Origin of the sequence: Limnohabitans sp. 2KL-51 (genome assembly GCF_003063645.1) — a bacterium.
Lineage (GTDB): Bacteria > Pseudomonadota > Gammaproteobacteria > Burkholderiales > Burkholderiaceae_C > Limnohabitans_A.
On sequence record NZ_NESJ01000007.1, the window covers coordinates 116273 to 132360 of the forward strand.

Below are 16088 nucleotides of genomic sequence, written 5' to 3' on the forward strand. Positions count from 1 at the left end.
TCACCTGGACGGCATGTGGCGCAAGGTATAGGCCACATCCACCCGGGCATCTTCTGGCACAGGCGGGACCTGTGCATTCCATTCGAGCCAGGCCGCCTGCATGGCCTTGAACTTGTCCGGCTGACGGTGTGCCTGATTGGCCCGCTCCCGGGCATCTTCTGACAGGTTGAACAGGTATTCGTGGTCATCGACCTGGAGGTATTTCCAATCACCCTCACGGTGCGCCCGCTGTTGCTTGTATTTCATGCGCCAGAACATCGGTCGCTCAAAGGTCTTCTGAGCATCCTGCAAGGTCGGTCTCATCGACACACCATCCAGTACATGCCCTTCAGGCGGCTGCGCTTGGGCGATGTCCAGCACGGTGGCGGTCCAGTCCATGGTCAGGCAGTGTTGTGTGCAGACGCTGCCAGGCTGGGTAATCCCCTTGGGCCAATGCACGATGTAGGGGACACGGATACCCCCTTCCGTCAAGTCCATCTTGCCGCCCACCAAGGGCCAGTTGTCCGAGAAACGCTCGCCGCCATTGTCGCTGGTGAAAATGATCAGCGTATCGTCCAGCTGCCCGGTCTCGCGCAAGGCCTCCACCACCCATCCGATGCCCTCGTCCATTTCGCGGATCATCGTGCGGTAGGTCTCCACATTGCCACCATCGAGGTGCATGTTGTCTTTGACGATATCGGGGTTGATCTGGCCCTGAGCACGTGTCTCCCAGGGCCAGTGGGGCGCCGTGAAATGCAGGCTCAGAAAGAATTTTTGGCCCTCAGCCGCACGGTCGCGCACATACTGCGCGGCCCGTCTGGAGATCAGGTCGGTCAAGTAGCCCGGCTCATCGTAGGGCTGGCCGTCCAGTTCCAGATCCGACCCAGTCCCTCGCGCGTTGTGGCCGTAATAACTCACGCCGCCCGACATGGGGCCGAAGTGGTGCATGTAGCCCGATTTTTCTGGACCAAAATGAGGCCGAAATCCAAGATGCCACTTGCCAATCAAGGCCGTGTGGTACCCCTGCGCCTTGAGCATGGACGGCAATGTCGGCAAGTTGGCGTGAAGTCCCATTTCAGGATGGCCACGCGTAGACCCCAACAAGGGCTCTTCACTGGCCCCGCGGACCCAATACTGGTAGCGACCGGTCATCAATGCAAAACGTGTGGGGGAGCACACAGGCGAGTTCGAATACCCATTCACATACTTCAGGCCCTGGGCCGCCAGACGGTCCAGCACCGGTGACACAGGTCCAAACCCGGCCTCGCGCCCTTCATAACAGCCCAAGTCGGCGTAGCCCAGATCGTCGGCGACGATGAAAATGAAATTGGTCATTTGCAGGTGTTGTTCAGGCGGGGCCAGATGTACCCTGGTACGCCAGCATGCGCAGGCGTTGCTGCCCATCTGCGCCAAGCTCGGGCATCCACACCGTCAGAAACAAGCTGCGCACCGCTTTGGACTGCCCACCGATGATCACCTCGGCCGACATGCGTCCAGTCACCATTTCGCCCGGGCCTGCCGTATGCACTTGCAAGTCTTCAAAACACAAGGTCAGGTACTTCAAACTGCCGCTGGCCATTTTGTCCAGATAGGTGGTCTTGGTATCGCGCCCCCCCGTGGAATGCACGTAGACCAGCCCATCCGACAGCAAGGCTTCGAGTACTGCGATGTCACCACTCAGCATGGCCTGGCGGCGTTGCTCTTCTGCGATCAATGCGCTCATGTTTTTCATTCCATTTTGATGTTCGAGCGGCGCACTACGTCCGCCCATTTGGGGATTTCTTTTTTCACCAATTCGCCAAATCCGGCCACCGTGCTGGTCTGCAGATACACCCCCATCTGGGAGAATCTTTGCTCTAGACCAGCTTCAGTGAGCGCTTTGCCCACCTCGGCATTGAGCCGCTCGACCACCGCTGGCGGCAACGCAGCAGGCCCCACCAGACCCGCCCAATCCCGGACATCAAACTGGGGAAATCCAGCTTGGGCAAAAGTCGGTACACCGGGCAGCGCTTCCAGCGGTTCTGCCGCCGTGACCGCGATGGCCCGCAAACGACCGCTTTTGATGTGGGGCAGCGCCGCAGCCAGCGAAGCGAACATCATGTCCACCTGCTCGCCCATCAGGTCTTGCAAAGCCGCCACCGGCCCCCGGTAGGGCACATGCAAAATGAAGGTGCCGGTCAACTGCTTGAAATACTCGCCCATCAAATGCGCGGGCGAGCCTGCACCACCGGAGCTGTAAATCAGCTTACCAGGGCTTTTACGGGCCAAAGCCATCAATCCGCTCACATCCCGCACTGGCATGTTGCTGCGGACCACGAGCACGTTGTAGGTCCACTGCGTTTGGCTGATGGGCACAATGTCTTTCAAGGTGTCATAAGGCATCTTGGCGACCAGGGCGGGCAATACCGTGTGCGGCATGAACATGATGCCCAGGGTGTGGGCATCGTTGCTTTTGGCCACCTGGTCCATGCCGATGAGCCCGGTGCCCCCGGACCGGTTTTCCACAATGAAGGGCTGCCCAAAAACTTTGGACAAACGGTCTGCCAAATGCCTGGCCATCGGGTCCCAAGGGCTGCCAGCAGCCGATGGCACCACGATGCGCACCGGTTTGGCGGGCCAAGCCTGGGCGCGGCCGACAGAGGTCAGGGACGCCAGACTCGCCGCACCGAGTGTTTGAATGAGTTGCCGACGGGTCGTCATGCGGTCAGTCCAACTTCACGCCGGCTTTGCGGATGGCCGGGCCCCACAGGGCATCGTCTTGCTTGAGGAAGGCCGCAAATTCGGCCGGAGTCTGCGCCTTCAGATCACCGCCATAGGAGCGCCATTTAGCGATCAGATCTGGGTTTTGGGCTGTGGCCTTTTGCATGGCCTCGCCCAGTTTGGCCACCACAGCGGCCGGTGTGCCCGCAGGCGCAAACAAGCCAATCCAGGCGGTGGGACTGAAGTCAGGCAAACCCGACTCGGCAAAAGTGGGCACATCCGGAAAGTTGGGGTGTCGCGTCTTGCCCGTCAGTGCCAAGATCTTCAGCTTGCCAGCCTTGACGTTGCCAATGGCAGCGGGCAGCGCATCAAAAATCACATTCACCTGACCTGCCACCAAATCCGCATAAGGGCTCGAGGTGTTGTAGGGGACAAAATTGATCTTGACCCCAGCGTTCGAGGCAAACCACTCACCGGCCAGATGGGAGTAGCTGCCCACACCCGATGTGGCCGATGTCAAGGAGCCGGGCTGTTTTTTCAGACGCTCGATCAGTTCCTTCGCATTTTTCTCGGGCACGCTCGGGTGGGCTGTCAAAGCGGTGTTCAGCAGACCCACAACGCTGATGGGCACAAAGTCCCGCTCCACCTTGTAAGGCACTTTGGCACCATAGGTGTAGGGCAACACCGACATCGAAGTGGTCGAACCCATCACCAGGGTATAGCCATCGGGTGTGGCCTTGGCTCCCGCTTCCATGCCAATCATGGTGGAGGCACCCGGACGGTTTTCCACCACCACCGACTGCCCCAGCGCCTTGGACAACTCCAGCGCAATTTCACGGGTGTTGGCGTCGGGGCCTGTGCCCACGGGGAAAGGGGCAATGATCTTGATCGGCTTGCTCGGATAGTCCTGGGCCATGGCGGGCCAGGCACTGAACAAAGCCAAGGCCAAAGTGGCCAGGCCCAAGCGGCGGGTGGTGCGGTTCATGCGGGTATCTCCTGTTGGTGGATGGTCACGACCTTGAGGTCTGTCAGCATTCTTTCAAAACAGGTAAATTATCACTATGGGATAAACCATTAGTTTTTTATCCACTAATCAAAATAGAATGAGTGCAATTTTTGCAAAAGGAGTGATCATGGCCCAGCCACTTTCCCAGTCCAATTCGCTGGTCTTCAGCCACATGGGGATTTATGTGCGCGACCTCGAACGCATGGCCCGCTTTTACAAAGACGTGATGTGCTTCTTCGAAACCGATCGCGGCGACTTGGGGCCCGTGCAGCTGGTCTTCCTCAGTCGCGACCCGTCCGAACACCACCAAATCGTGCTGGCCACGGGCCGCCCTGCGGACCTGTCGTTCAGCGTGATCAACCAGATTTCCCTGCGCGTGCCCGACTTGGCCTCGCTGCGCACGGTGCGTGACCGCGTCCAGGCCGAACCCGATGTGAGCGACTTGGTCTGCACCAGTCATGGCAACGCGGTGTCGATCTATTTTCGCGACCCCGAGGGCAACCGCCTGGAGGTGTTCCTGGACATGCCTTGGTACTGCGAGCAGCCGCTGCGCGAACCGATCGACCTGGACCAAAGCGACGAAGCCGTGATGGCAGCTGCTGAAGCACTGGCGCGCAGTCGGCCCAAATTTCGCAGCCGCGCCGAGTGGTTGAAAGAAATGCAGCAACTCATGGGCTACCAGGCATGAACCAGACGGTGTTTGACGTCGCCATCATCGGCTACGGCCCGGCGGGTGCCACGCTGGCCAACTTGCTGGGCCAATATGGCCTGTCGGTGCTGGTGCTCGAGCGAGAGGGCGAGATCTACCCCCTGCCCCGCGCCATCCATTTCGACGGCGAAACCATGCGCGTGTTCGAGACCGCCGGTTTGCGCCCACAGGTTGAGAGCATCTCGCGCCCGGGCCTCAAGGGCATGTACTTCAACAACGCCGCTGGCGAGACCTTGCTGATCCGCGCCGGCACCCAAGAACGTGGCCCGCACGGCTGCGCCACCAACCACTACTTTCACCAACCCGAGCTCGAAGCCGTGTTGCGGTCTGGCTTGCAGCGCTACCCGCAGGTGCAAGTGCGCACCCACCACGAAGTCACTGCCATCGAAGACGGTGCTGACGCGGCCACCCTGAAAGTCACTGACCTGCAAACACAACAAATTCATGCCGTGCAGGCCCGCTACGTGGTCGGTTGCGACGGCGCCCGCTCACTGGTGCGCAAAGTGCTGGGCACACGCATGCGCGATCTGGGCCTGCACCAGCCCTGGCTGGTGTTCGATGTGCGGCTCAAAACCGATGTGCCCACCCTGCCCGACCACACGGTGCAGCACTGTGACCCGTCCCGCCCCATGACTTATTGCAATGTGACCGGCAACCGCAGGCGCTGGGAAATCATGCTCTTGCCCGGTGACAAGCCGGAGGAAATGGTCCTGCCCGAGACACTGTGGAAACTGGTGAGCAAATGGGTCACGCCAAGCCAAGCCGACATCGAACGCGCCGTGATCTACACCTTCCACTCGGTGATGGCCGAAGGCTGGCGACAAGGCCGCTTGATGCTGGCAGGTGATGCAGCCCACCAAACGCCACCCTTCTTGGGCCAGGGCATGTGTGCGGCCATCCGCGATGTGTCCAACCTGGCCTGGAAGCTCGACGCCGTGCTGCGCGGCCGTGCAGACGATGGGCTGCTGGACACCTACGAAAGCGAGCGTTCACCGCATGTGCAGGCCTTCATCGACTTGGCCGTGAAGCTGGGCGACATCATCCAAACTACCGACCCGCACGCGGCACGCGAACGCGACGCCAAGTTCAAAGCCGGGCAGCCTGAGATCTTCCAGTTTCCGACGCCGCGCCTGGGCCCTGGCATCTGGCAAGGCGAGCAGGCACCGGTCGCCCAAGTATTTCCGCAACCCACGCTGGCCAACGGCCATCTGCTGGACACGCTGCTGGGCTTGAACTTTGCCGTCCTGGGCCAGGACACCGTGTTGGCCGAAGTCAGTGAAGACACCCGTGAGCGCTGGCAGGCGCAAGGCGTGATCACCGTGCCTGCGCGCGACCCCGAGGTCAAAGCCTGGCTGGACCAACAAGGCGTGCGCGCCGTGCTGCTTCGCCCGGACCGCTACATTCTGGGAGTGGCCCAAAGCAGTGCCGAGCTCGATCGCATCAGCGCCGTGCTGCCCACTGCGGGTGCCTTGGCCCACGGATGTTGAACAGAACCCACCATGACCGATAAAGCAGACAAAGCCGACACCAGCCTCGCCCGGATGCTGAGCGTGCTCGACCTGTTTTCCGACCAGCGCTTGCATTGGAGCGCCGAGGACATCAGCGAAACGCTGGGGGTTTCACTGCCCACCAGTTACCGCTATCTCAAGACCCTCAGCGATGCGGGCCTGCTGCGGCGCGGCAGCGATGCCCAGTTCACGCTGGGGTCCCGCATCGTGGTGCTGGACCACTTCATCCGCCAGGCCGACCCGGTGCTGCAGTGTGGCGTGCCGTTCATGAAAGAACTGGTGGCGCAGACCGGTTTTGACTGTGTGGTCTCCAGCTTGCACGGCGACCAGTTGCTGGACACCCACCGCGAGTTCGGCACCATGCCTGCCAATTTGAGTTATGGCCGTGGGCGCCCGCGCCCGCTGTTTCAAGGCGGCGCACCCAAAGTGATACTGGCAGGGCTTCCTACACCACAACTGCACAAACTGCTGGACACCCACAGCATGGCGGTGGCTGCAGCCGGGCTGCCCACCGATTGGCCCAGCTTTCGGCGTTACTACAGCCAGATCCGCAAGGACGGTTTTTATTTCTCCAACGGCGAACTCGAAACCACTTTGGCTGCAATCGCGGTGCCCTTACAGCAGACCGACGGCACCGTGATCGGCGCACTCTCTCTGGTGACCACTGTGCAACGCATGGCGGTGATCGACCAGACCAAACTCACCCCCCTCATCCAGCGCGCCGCACGCGAAATTTCTGCGCGGCTGCACTGATGCTTATCCTTTCCATTTGACTGAAAGATCCTCCATGAAACTCATCAGCTTTTTGAACCAGGGCGTGCCCTCCTACGGCGTCGTGAACGGCGACGACGTGCTCGACCTGAGCCCCTTCCTGGGTGCACAAGCGCCCGACCTGAAAACCCTGATCGCCAAAAACCTGTTCGGTGCAGCCGCCGATGCGGCCAAGGCGCACAAGCCGACGCTCAAGTTCTCGCAACTGCAGCTGCTGCCGGTGATCCCCAACCCGGGTCAGATCTTTTGCATCGGCCTGAACTACGGCGAACACGTGCTCGAAACCGGCCGTGAAGTGACCGAAGTACCGACGATCTTCATACGCCTGGCCGACTCGCAGGTCGCGCACGGCCAGGACATCATGCGCCCGCCCGAGTCGCACCGCCTGGACTACGAAGCCGAAATCGCCTTGATCATTGGCAAAGGTGGCCGCCGCATCCAAGAAGAAGACGCCTGGGATCACATTGCCGGCTACAGCTGCTACAACGACGGCTCGGTGCGCGACTGGCAAATCGCCACCTCGCAGTGGACACCCGGCAAGAACTTCTACAAGACCGGTGGCTTTGGTCCCTGGATGGTCACCAGCGACGAGATAGCGCCTGCGCAAGTGATGCGCCTGCAAACCGTGCTCAACGGTCAGGTTTTGCAGGACACCACCACCGACAAGATGATCCACAGCATTCCGCGCCAGATCGCCTACATCTCGACCTTCATCCCGCTGTCGCCTGGCGACGTGATCGTGACCGGCACCCCCGGTGGCGTGGGCAACAAGCGAACCCCGCAAATATTCATGAAGCCTGGTGACGTGTGTGAGATCGTGGTGGACGCGATTGGCACGCTTCGCAACGGCATCCGCGACGACGCATGAGCCAAGCAGTCTTTTAGGATCGTCTTTACACCTTTGTAAAACCACGATCATCGCTACCATGACACGTCACTTGTTCTTGTCGCATCAGACCCACATCCATTTTCTGGAGACCACCCGATGAACAGTTCCACGATTCACCACCCTGTCCGCACCCTTGGTCACACGATTGGCCGTTCATGGGTTTTGGCCTTGGGCCTGATGGCCGGCTTGGGCATTGCTCACGCGCAAGACACATGGCCCGCGCGGCCCATCAAACTGCTGGTGGGCTTTGCGCCCGGTGGCAGCAGCGACATGGTGGCCAGACTGATTGCCACACCCTTGGGTGAGCGACTCGGTCAGCCTGTGGTGGTAGAAAACCGCGCGGGAGCGGGTGGCAACATCGCCGCCGATGCAGTGGCCAAAGCTGCACCGGATGGTTACACGCTGGTGCTGCTGCCCAGTGGTCATTCGAGCAATGCCGCGATGAAAAAGAACCTGCCCTTCGATCCGGTCAATGACTTCGCTTGGGTCTCCACCGTCACCACCTATCCGCTGACTTTGTCGGTCAAGCCAAACTCGCCCATCACCTCGTTCAATGATTTCATCCAGCGCGTGAAAAGCGAACCCAACCGCTACACCTACACCTCGGTGGGCGTGGGCACGGCGATGCACTTGGTTGGCGAATGGCTAATGGCCGAAAGCGGCGGTGTGGCCACACATGTGCCCTTCAAAGGCGGCACGGCGCCGATGATGGAGTTGCTGGCCGGTCGGGTGGACGTGATGATCGACACCATGACCACCACAGCGCCGCTGTTCAAGGACAACCGTGTACGCGTGCTCGCCACCACCGCGCCAGCAGGTCAGAACGCCCTGCCAGGCGTGCCTTCTGTGGCGGACATTTTTCCGGGGGTGGTGTTCGATTCTTGGCTGGGCATCGCGGGCACCAAAGGCACACCGCAAGCGGTCGTCGATCGGCTCAACCGTGAACTCCGTGCTGTGCTTGACCAACCTGCGGTTAAACAACGCCTCATCGACTGGGGTGGTCGCCCACAGGCCAACACGCCCGTGGAATTTCGCACCCGTGTGGACGGCGAGATCCGCCAACTCAGCCGGATCGTGGCCGATCGCAAGATCGAGGCACAGTGAGCCGCGATCTGGCGATCCTGATGCGAGATTGACCCAGCAGCAGTGCACTGCCTGCTGGGCAAAACTCACACCCGCTCGATGATCAGCGCAATGCCCTGGCCCACGCCAATGCACATGGTGCACAGCGCGTAGCGGCCAGCGGTCTGCTGCAGGCGGTTGATGGCCGTGGTGGCCAAACGCGCACCCGATGCACCCAGCGGGTGACCCAAGGCAATCGCACCACCCCAGGCGTTCACGCGGGCATCGTCGTCTTTCAGGCCCAACATGCGCATCACCGCCAAGCCTTGTGCGGCAAAGGCTTCGTTCAGTTCGATCACGTCCATGTGATCAATCGTCAAGCCGGTCTGCGCCAACACTTTCAGCGTGGCGGGCGCCGGGCCAATGCCCATCACGCGAGGCGCGACACCTGCAGTAGCCATGCCCACGACGCGGGCCTTGGGCGTCAAACCATTTTTGGCAGCGGTGGCTTCATCGGCCAGCAGCAAGGCACAAGCGCCATCGTTCACACCCGAAGCGTTGCCTGCGGTCACGGTGCCGTCGGGGCGCACCACGCCTTTGAGCTTGGCCAGCGCTTCAAGGCTGGTTTCGCGCGGGTGCTCGTCGGTGTCCACAATGATCGCGTCACCTTTTTTCTGGGGGATGCTCACGCCGACAATTTCGCGCGCCAGGTGACCTGCTTTGATGGCGGCCACAGCGCGCAGCTGGCTGTTGTAGGCCATCAGGTCTTGCGCTTCGCGCTCGATCTTGTAGTCAGTCGCCACGTTTTCAGCGGTCTCGGGCATCGAATCCACGCCGTACTGGGCTTTCATCAGCTTGTTGACAAAGCGCCAGCCAATGGTCGTGTCGTACACCGCGTTGTTGCGGCTGAAGGCGGTTTCGGCTTTGGGCATCACGAACGGGGCGCGGCTCATGCTCTCGACACCGCCCGCGATCATCAAACCAGCTTCACCGGCCTTGATGGCGCGCGCTGCGGTGCCAATGGCGTCCAGGCCCGAGCCGCAAAGGCGGTTGATGGTGGCGCCGGGCACGTCAATCGGCAAACCGGCCAGCAAACTGGCCATGTGGGCCACGTTGCGGTTGTCTTCGCCAGCTTGGTTGGCACAGCCATACAGCACGTCGGTCACAGCGGCCCAGTCGACATTAGGGTTGCGGGCCATCAGGGCACGCAGGGGCACAGCGCCCAAGTCGTCGGTGCGCACACTGCTCAGGGCGCCGCCGTAACGGCCAAAGGGGGTGCGAATCGCGTCGCAAATGTAGGCGTGGTTCATGGATATCTCTTGAGGGTGGGGAAGTTGTCTGCGATTAACATGTTGAATGTTGCACACTTAAATTTTATGCCATTGACCGACCGCCTGGTCGGTTTTATTCTTTCAGAGCCATGCTGATCCAACCCTCACAAGCCGACGTTCGACGTTTTTTTTGCGGCGTTTACGCCAAAGCCCGAACGACGGCGCCGCTCGAACCCATGGAAATGCTCGTCAGCCAATGGATCGACGAACACCCCGAATACCACGCCGAACTGGCCGATGTCGATGCTGCGCTGGCCAGCATGCTCAACGACGACCCCAACCGGACCAATCCGTTTTTGCACCTCTCAATGCACCTGTCCATCAGCGAGCAATGCAGCATCGACCAACCCCGGGGCATCCGCCAGGCAGTGGAATTGCTGACGCACCGGCTCAACTCGCTGCACGACGCGCACCACCGGGCCATGGAATGCCTGGGACGCATGATTTTTGAAAGCCAGCGCTCGGGCCGCATGCCCGACGGTGAGTCCTACATCGCCTGCGTGCAGCGCAACGCCACCCAAGACTGAGGCGGGGGGCCCCGGAAAAAGGCGAACAGACAACAAAAAACCCGCCGAAGCGGGTTTTTTGTTGAGAGAAGTCAAAGCTTCAACGTAGGCGGGACTGGGGCACGGTCTTCATGTCCCCCTCCAAAGAGCCGATGTAAGCAGAAATGGCTTTGAGTTCGGCATTGGAAAACTGCTTTGCAATGCCACCCATTACGCCATTGTTGCGGCCCCAAGTGGCCAGGTTTTCAGTTTTGTAAGACTTGAGCGCCACATACAAAAAGTCTTTGTGCTGACCCGCCAGCTTGGGGTAGCTCGGGTCGATCGGCTTGCTGAAATTGTCACCGTGGCAGGAAATGCAAGCGCCTTTTTGCAGCAAGGCAGCGACTTTGGCGTCAGGCGCCTTGGGTGTCTTGGCCACCGGTTCGGTCTTGCCATGCTGTTCGTAGTAGGCGCCCAAATCAGCCATGTCTTGCTCGCTCAGGCTGGCGGAAATGCCGCGCATGGTGGGGTGCTTGCGTTCGCCTTTTTGGTAGGCGTTGAGAGAGGCCACGATGTACTTGGCGTTTTGACCAGAGATCATCGGCACGCGGTAGACCTCAGGGAAGCTGGCTTGGTAGCCCTTGATGCCGTGGCAACCAATGCACATGGCGATTTTTTGCTCAGCGGCTTTGGCATCGCCCTTGATTTCCTGGGCATGGGCGGAGATGGCGGTCACAGAGGCGACAGCCAAGGCAAACATCGAGGTCAACAGCTTATTCATTTTGCTCACACAATCCAAACGATTGATAAAAATCAACTGCGGATTATATCGGGCTGGCCCTCATAATCCTGACAAGCTTCATTCCTGTTTCAAAGAACTGTCCATGATCAAATTCCAAGGTACCGAAAACTACGTCGCCACCCCCGACCTGATGCTGGCCGTGAACGCCGCCATCACCCTTACACGCCCCCTTTTGGTCAAAGGTGAGCCCGGCACCGGCAAAACCATGTTGGCCGAAGAAGTGGCCGAGGCTTTGGGCCTGCCCCTGTTGCAGTGGCACATCAAGTCGACCACCAAAGCCCAACAAGGCCTTTACGAATACGACGCCGTGAGCCGTCTGCGCGACAGCCAGCTGGGCGAAGAAAAGGTCAAGGACATCGAGAACTACATCATCAAGGGCGTGCTCTGGCAAGCCTTCACGTCCGAGACGCCCGTGGCCATTCTGATCGACGAGATCGACAAGGCGGACATCGAATTCCCAAACGATTTGCTGCGCGAGATCGACCGCATGGAGTTTTATTGCTACGAAACGCGCCAGCTGATCAAGGCCAAGACCCGCCCGCTGGTGTTCATCACCTCGAACAACGAAAAAGAGTTGCCCGACGCCTTCTTGCGCCGCTGCTTTTTCCACTACATCAAGTTCCCCGAAGCGGACACCATGCGCCAAATCGTGGATGTGCACTTCCCAACGCTCAAAAAAGACCTGCTGGCCCTGGCGCTCAAGACCTTTTACGACGTGCGCAGCCTGCCCGGCCTGAAGAAGAAACCCTCCACCAGCGAGCTTCTCGATTGGCTCAAGCTCTTGGTGGCCGAAGACATCCCGCTCGAAGCCCTGCAAAGTGCAGATCAAAAATTGTCGGTCCCCCCACTGGTGGGCGCTTTGCTCAAAAACGAGCAAGACGTGACCTTGTTCGAAAAGCTGGTGTTCATGAACCAGCGCAACCGTTGAACATGAACCGATGACCTCACCCAACCCTCTCACGGAAGGCATCTCAGATGCCGTGGGCTTTGTCGGCGGTGCGCTGACCGGTTACTGGGCCGGCAAATGGCTGGGCCTGAATATTTTCAGTGCCGGTTACGACAACGCCAGCATTGGCGGCATTTTGCTGGTGGGCTTGGGTGGCGGTGCCGGTCTGCACTTGGCGCGCTTTTGGCGCAACAAACAAAAAGCCAAAGACAAGGACAATGACGCATCATGAATCCTTGGATCGCACCCATTTCGCTATCGGGTCAACATGTGCAACTCGTGCCCTTGTCGCACTTGCACCACGATGATCTGGTCCAGGCCGTGCGTGACGGCGACCTTTGGAACCACTGGTACACCGCCATCCCCACCCCAGAGGGCATGGCGGCCGAAATCACCCGCCGCCAAGACTTGCAGGCCAAGGGCAGCATGTGCCCATTCACTGTCATCGACCCAGCCACCGGGCAGGCCGTGGGCATGACCACCTTCATGAACATCGACGCAACGAACCGCAGGGTTGAAATCGGCTCGACCTGGTACCGCCAATGCGTGCAACGCTCGCCCCTCAACACCGAAGCCAAGCGCTTGCTTTTGGCCCATGCGTTTGAGCAACTGAACTGCATCGCAGTGGAGTTCCGCACGCATTTCTTCAACCAGCAAAGCCGCCGCGCCATCGAGCGTTTGGGTGCCAAACTGGACGGCGTGCTGCGCAGCCACCAAATCAACCCCCACCCATTGAGCGCTGGCGCACTGCGCGACACCTGCGTTTACAGCATCATTGCGAGTGAATGGCCCAATGTCAAAACACACTTGGACTACCAACTCGCACGTGTGCGAGCCTGAGGACAGAAAGACGTCATGCTGATCGATTTTTTCTACACCCTGCGTGCAGCCAAACTCCCTGTTTCGGTGCGCGAATATCTGACCTTGCTCGAAGCCCTGCAGGCCAACGTAGTCGGCCCAGCGTCTGATGCCTGCAGCATCGACGATTTTTACCACCTGGCCCGCACCGTGATGGTCAAGGACGAAAAGCACTTCGACAAGTTCGACAAGGCTTTCGGCGCTTACTTCAAGGGCGTGGAGATGCTGACCGACTTCACCAAAGAAGTGCCGCTCGAGTGGCTCGAAAAAATCCTGCAAAAGGAACTCACGCCCGAACAAAAAGCCGCCATCGAGAAGATGGGCTGGGACGAGCTGATGGACACTTTGAAGAAGCGCCTCGAAGAACAAAAAGAGCGCCACGAGGGCGGCAACAAGTGGATCGGCACGGGCGGCACCTCGCCGTTCGGTAACGGCGGCTACAACCCTCAGGGCATCCGCATTGGCGGCAAAGGAGGCAACAAAAGTGCCATCAAGGTCTGGGAGCAGCGCGCCTACAAAGACTACGACGACCAGCAGGAGCTGGGCACGCGCAACATCAAAGTGGCGCTGCGCCGCCTGCGCCGCTTTGCGCGTGAAGGCTCGCAAGACGAATTCGACTTGGACAGCACCATCCGCAAGACCGCGGCCAACGCCGGTTACCTGGACATCCAGATGCGCCCGGAGCGCCACAACAATGTGAAAGTGCTGCTGCTCATGGACGTAGGCGGGACCATGGACGAGCACATCACGCGGGTCGAAGAAATGTTTTCAGCTGTAAAAGCCGAATTCAAGCACCTGGATTTTTATTACTTTCACAACTGCGTCTACGACTTCATGTGGAAGAACAATAAGCGCCGTTACGCCGAAAAATTCCCCACCTGGGACATCCTGCGCAAGTACAACAAGGACTACAAGCTGATCTTCATTGGCGACGCCACCATGAGCCCCTACGAGATTTTACAAAAGGGCGGCAGCGTCGAATACAACAACGAAGAGGCCGGGGCCGAATGGCTGCAACGCCTGACGCACACCTTCCCCAAGTTCGCCTGGATCAACCCAGAGCCCCAAGGCGTTTGGCAATACCGCCAGAGCATCTCCATCGTTCAGCAGTTGATGAGCAACCGCATGTTCCCGCTGACCCTCAAAGGGCTGGAAGATACGATGCGTTTGCTGAGCAAATGAGGCAGCCAGCGCGGCCCGTTGGCTTGCCGCGCACGGCCCTGACCTGGCTCTTGGCTGCACTTGCAGCTCTGGCCCTGGCCCCCTCCTGGGCACTGGCCCAAACGCCCCAAGCTGATGCGCCAGCCGCACAAAACCAAACACCGACCATCCCCCAAGCCTTCGGTCTGGAAGTGCGCAGCAGCGACGAGGGCATCCGCGACTTTTTGACGCAACACCTGGACTTGCAGCGCTACCGCAGCCTGAGCGATCTGGACGAAATGGAGCTGACCCGTTTGCTGCGCGAAGCCGATGTGCAGGCCCGCGAGCTGTTGGGCACGCTGGGCTTTTTCAAGCCAGCGCTGCGCTGGTCGCACGACAAAAGCGAGCAAAGCGCCAGCACCGGCAGCTTGGGCCAGGTGCTGGTAGAGGTGGACACTGGCCCTGCCGCGCGCATCTCCGAAGTGCAGTGGCAGTGGCTGGGCGATGTGGCCGATGACCCCGATGCACGTGCTCAGCGGCTAGCCGTCGAACAGCAATGGGCTTTGCCCGTGGGCGAGACCTTCAGCCAAAACGGCTGGAGCCGGGCCAAAAACCAGGCCCTGAGCCAGCTGCTGGCCGAGCGTTATCCCTGGGGCCGCATCCTGCACAGCCTGGCCCTGGTGGACGAACCCAACAACCTGGTGCGGCTTTGGCTGACGCTGGAATCTGGCCCGGCGGTGCGGCTGGGGACCTTGCAAATTTCCGGGGCCGAAAAATACGGCGCCACCCAGGTCGAGCGCCTGGCGCGTTTGCCTGTCGGCCAGATGTACCGTCAAAACGATTTGCTCGAAGCCCAGCAGCGCTTGGTCACCAGCGGTTTTTACGATTCGGTGTTTGTCAGCCTGGATGCACAAGGCAACCCGGCACAGCCACCCGTCAAGATAGAACTGAAGGAAAGTCTGCGCCAAAAATGGGTGCTGGGCCTGGGCGTGCGAAGTGACAGCGGTGGCCGCGTGAGCGCCGAGCACACGCACCACAGCGTGCCCGGTTTGCATTGGCGTTCGGTCAGCAAACTTTCTCTGGACAAGGACTTGCAAAGCGCGAGCCTGGACTTGCTGGCACCACCGGACGCTAGCCTCTGGCGCTGGAACACCTCGGCCAAATTCGACCGCGAAAAACTGTTTGACATCCCCTTGCAAAGCCAACGCTGGCGCGCGGGTCGTACCAAACTGGGTGAAAAAATTGACCGCTCTTACTTCGTCCAATACGACTCAGCACGGCTGCAAGGCGGCCTCCAGGCCCAACGCGAATCCATCAGTGCCAACTACGGCTGGACCAGGCGCCTCTTTGACAGCCTGCCCTTTCCCAGCCGGGGCCTGGGCGTGGGCATCGAGTTGGGCTCGGGTGTGACACTCGGCAGCCAGAGTGAGCCTTATGTGCGCTGGCTGGTCAAAGGCCTGGGGCTTGTGCCTTTGGGCTCAAGCATGGGCCGCCTGGCTGTGCGCGCCGACATCGGCGGCGTGGTCAGCCGCGACACAACCAACCTGCCCGCGACCCAGCTGTTTTGGACAGGCGGCGACAACAGCGTGCGCGGTTACGCCCCCAACAGCATTGGCGTAACCGATGCAACCGGCGTCACCGCACCGGGCCGCTACCTGGCCGCGGGCAGCCTGGAATGGCAGCGCCCCATCCGCTACAAGGGGCAAGCCACCGATTGGGAAAGCGCCGTGTTTGTCGATGCGGGGACGGTGACCAATGACACGGGTCAACTCAAGCCCAAAATCGGCTATGGCCTTGGCGCCCGCTGGCGCAGCCCGGTCGGGCCAGTGCGCATCGACCTGGCCTATGCGCAAGCGTTACACAAGCTGCGCCTGCACCTGAGTGTAGGTTTCACATTTTGAC

The 16088-nt window shown here is 60.2% G+C and carries 17 protein-coding genes; 11 read left to right on the top strand and 6 right to left on the bottom strand.

The window, feature by feature from the left end:
* The 4 genes from B9Z49_RS09070 to B9Z49_RS09085 are packed head-to-tail and all read right to left on the bottom strand — an operon-like array spanning nt 1 to nt 3664.
* Nucleotides 1-1314 (bottom strand): sulfatase, encoded by a 1314-nt coding sequence (locus B9Z49_RS09070; protein ID WP_108353126.1) that lies wholly within the window; start codon nt 1312-1314, stop codon nt 1-3.
* A gap of 13 nt (nt 1315-1327) precedes the next feature.
* Complete coding sequence (locus B9Z49_RS09075) at nt 1328-1702, bottom strand: nuclear transport factor 2 family protein (protein WP_158273463.1); 375 nt, start codon at nt 1700-1702, stop codon at nt 1328-1330.
* Between the two features lie 5 nt (nt 1703-1707).
* Nucleotides 1708-2679, bottom strand: coding sequence for a tripartite tricarboxylate transporter substrate binding protein (locus B9Z49_RS09080; protein WP_108353128.1), 972 nt, complete (start codon nt 2677-2679; stop codon nt 1708-1710).
* A gap of 4 nt (nt 2680-2683) precedes the next feature.
* A complete protein-coding gene (locus B9Z49_RS09085; RefSeq protein WP_108353129.1) occupies nt 2684-3664 on the bottom strand; it encodes a tripartite tricarboxylate transporter substrate binding protein in 981 nt (326 codons plus the stop codon).
* 148 nt (nt 3665-3812) lie between these two features.
* Here B9Z49_RS09085 and B9Z49_RS09090 point away from each other — a divergent pair, with 148 nt between their 5' ends.
* The 5 genes from B9Z49_RS09090 to B9Z49_RS09110 all read left to right on the top strand — a co-directional run bounded on the left by B9Z49_RS09090 (nt 3813) and on the right by B9Z49_RS09110 (nt 8666).
* Entirely contained in the window at nt 3813-4373 is a 561-nt protein-coding gene (locus B9Z49_RS09090) for a VOC family protein (protein WP_108353236.1), read from the top strand.
* Complete coding sequence (locus B9Z49_RS09095) at nt 4370-5881, top strand: bifunctional 3-(3-hydroxy-phenyl)propionate/3-hydroxycinnamic acid hydroxylase (RefSeq protein WP_108353130.1); 1512 nt, start codon at nt 4370-4372, stop codon at nt 5879-5881. Before B9Z49_RS09090 ends, B9Z49_RS09095 begins: the two co-directional genes overlap by 4 nt.
* Nucleotides 5882-5893: 12 nt before the next feature.
* Nucleotides 5894-6655 (top strand): IclR family transcriptional regulator, encoded by a 762-nt coding sequence (locus tag B9Z49_RS09100; RefSeq protein WP_108353131.1) that lies wholly within the window; start codon nt 5894-5896, stop codon nt 6653-6655.
* A 34-nt stretch (nt 6656-6689) separates the two neighbouring features.
* Nucleotides 6690-7541 carry a fumarylacetoacetate hydrolase family protein gene (locus B9Z49_RS09105; protein ID WP_108353132.1) on the top strand — a complete coding sequence of 284 codons (852 nt, stop codon included), beginning with the start codon at nt 6690-6692 and terminating at the stop codon, nt 7539-7541.
* A 117-nt stretch (nt 7542-7658) separates the two neighbouring features.
* Entirely contained in the window at nt 7659-8666 is a 1008-nt protein-coding gene (locus B9Z49_RS09110) for a tripartite tricarboxylate transporter substrate binding protein (RefSeq protein ID WP_108353133.1), read from the top strand.
* 65 nt (nt 8667-8731) lie between these two features.
* Here the strand turns inward: B9Z49_RS09110 and pcaF are convergent, their stop codons facing one another.
* Nucleotides 8732-9934, bottom strand: coding sequence for a 3-oxoadipyl-CoA thiolase (gene pcaF / locus B9Z49_RS09115; protein ID WP_108353134.1), 1203 nt, complete (start codon nt 9932-9934; stop codon nt 8732-8734).
* 113 nt (nt 9935-10047) lie between these two features.
* Here pcaF and B9Z49_RS09120 point away from each other — a divergent pair, with 113 nt between their 5' ends.
* Nucleotides 10048-10482 (top strand): DUF1841 family protein, encoded by a 435-nt coding sequence (locus B9Z49_RS09120; RefSeq protein WP_199225028.1) that lies wholly within the window; start codon nt 10048-10050, stop codon nt 10480-10482.
* 79 nt (nt 10483-10561) lie between these two features.
* Here the strand turns inward: B9Z49_RS09120 and B9Z49_RS09125 are convergent, their stop codons facing one another.
* Nucleotides 10562-11221 carry a cytochrome c gene (locus tag B9Z49_RS09125; protein ID WP_108353136.1) on the bottom strand — a complete coding sequence of 220 codons (660 nt, stop codon included), beginning with the start codon at nt 11219-11221 and terminating at the stop codon, nt 10562-10564.
* 106 nt (nt 11222-11327) lie between these two features.
* On the opposite strand from B9Z49_RS09125, the gene B9Z49_RS09130 reads away from it, so the two are divergent.
* From B9Z49_RS09130 to B9Z49_RS09150, 5 genes are read left to right on the top strand one after another with little or no spacing between them, the layout of a single operon-like run.
* Nucleotides 11328-12170, top strand: coding sequence for a MoxR family ATPase (locus tag B9Z49_RS09130; protein ID WP_108353237.1), 843 nt, complete (start codon nt 11328-11330; stop codon nt 12168-12170).
* Nucleotides 12171-12180: 10 nt separating this feature from the next.
* Nucleotides 12181-12420: a hypothetical protein gene (locus B9Z49_RS09135; protein ID WP_108353137.1), complete on the top strand. Its 240-nt coding sequence runs from the start codon at nt 12181-12183 to the stop codon at nt 12418-12420.
* A complete protein-coding gene (locus B9Z49_RS09140; protein ID WP_108353138.1) occupies nt 12417-13028 on the top strand; it encodes a GNAT family N-acetyltransferase in 612 nt (203 codons plus the stop codon). Before B9Z49_RS09135 ends, B9Z49_RS09140 begins: the two co-directional genes overlap by 4 nt.
* Nucleotides 13029-13043: 15 nt before the next feature.
* Nucleotides 13044-14228 carry a VWA domain-containing protein gene (locus B9Z49_RS09145; protein WP_108353139.1) on the top strand — a complete coding sequence of 395 codons (1185 nt, stop codon included), beginning with the start codon at nt 13044-13046 and terminating at the stop codon, nt 14226-14228.
* Entirely contained in the window at nt 14225-16087 is a 1863-nt protein-coding gene (locus tag B9Z49_RS09150) for an autotransporter assembly complex family protein (RefSeq protein WP_108353140.1), read from the top strand. The genes B9Z49_RS09145 and B9Z49_RS09150 overlap by 4 nt, the downstream gene beginning before the upstream one ends.
* Nucleotide 16088: the final 1 nt, after the last annotated feature.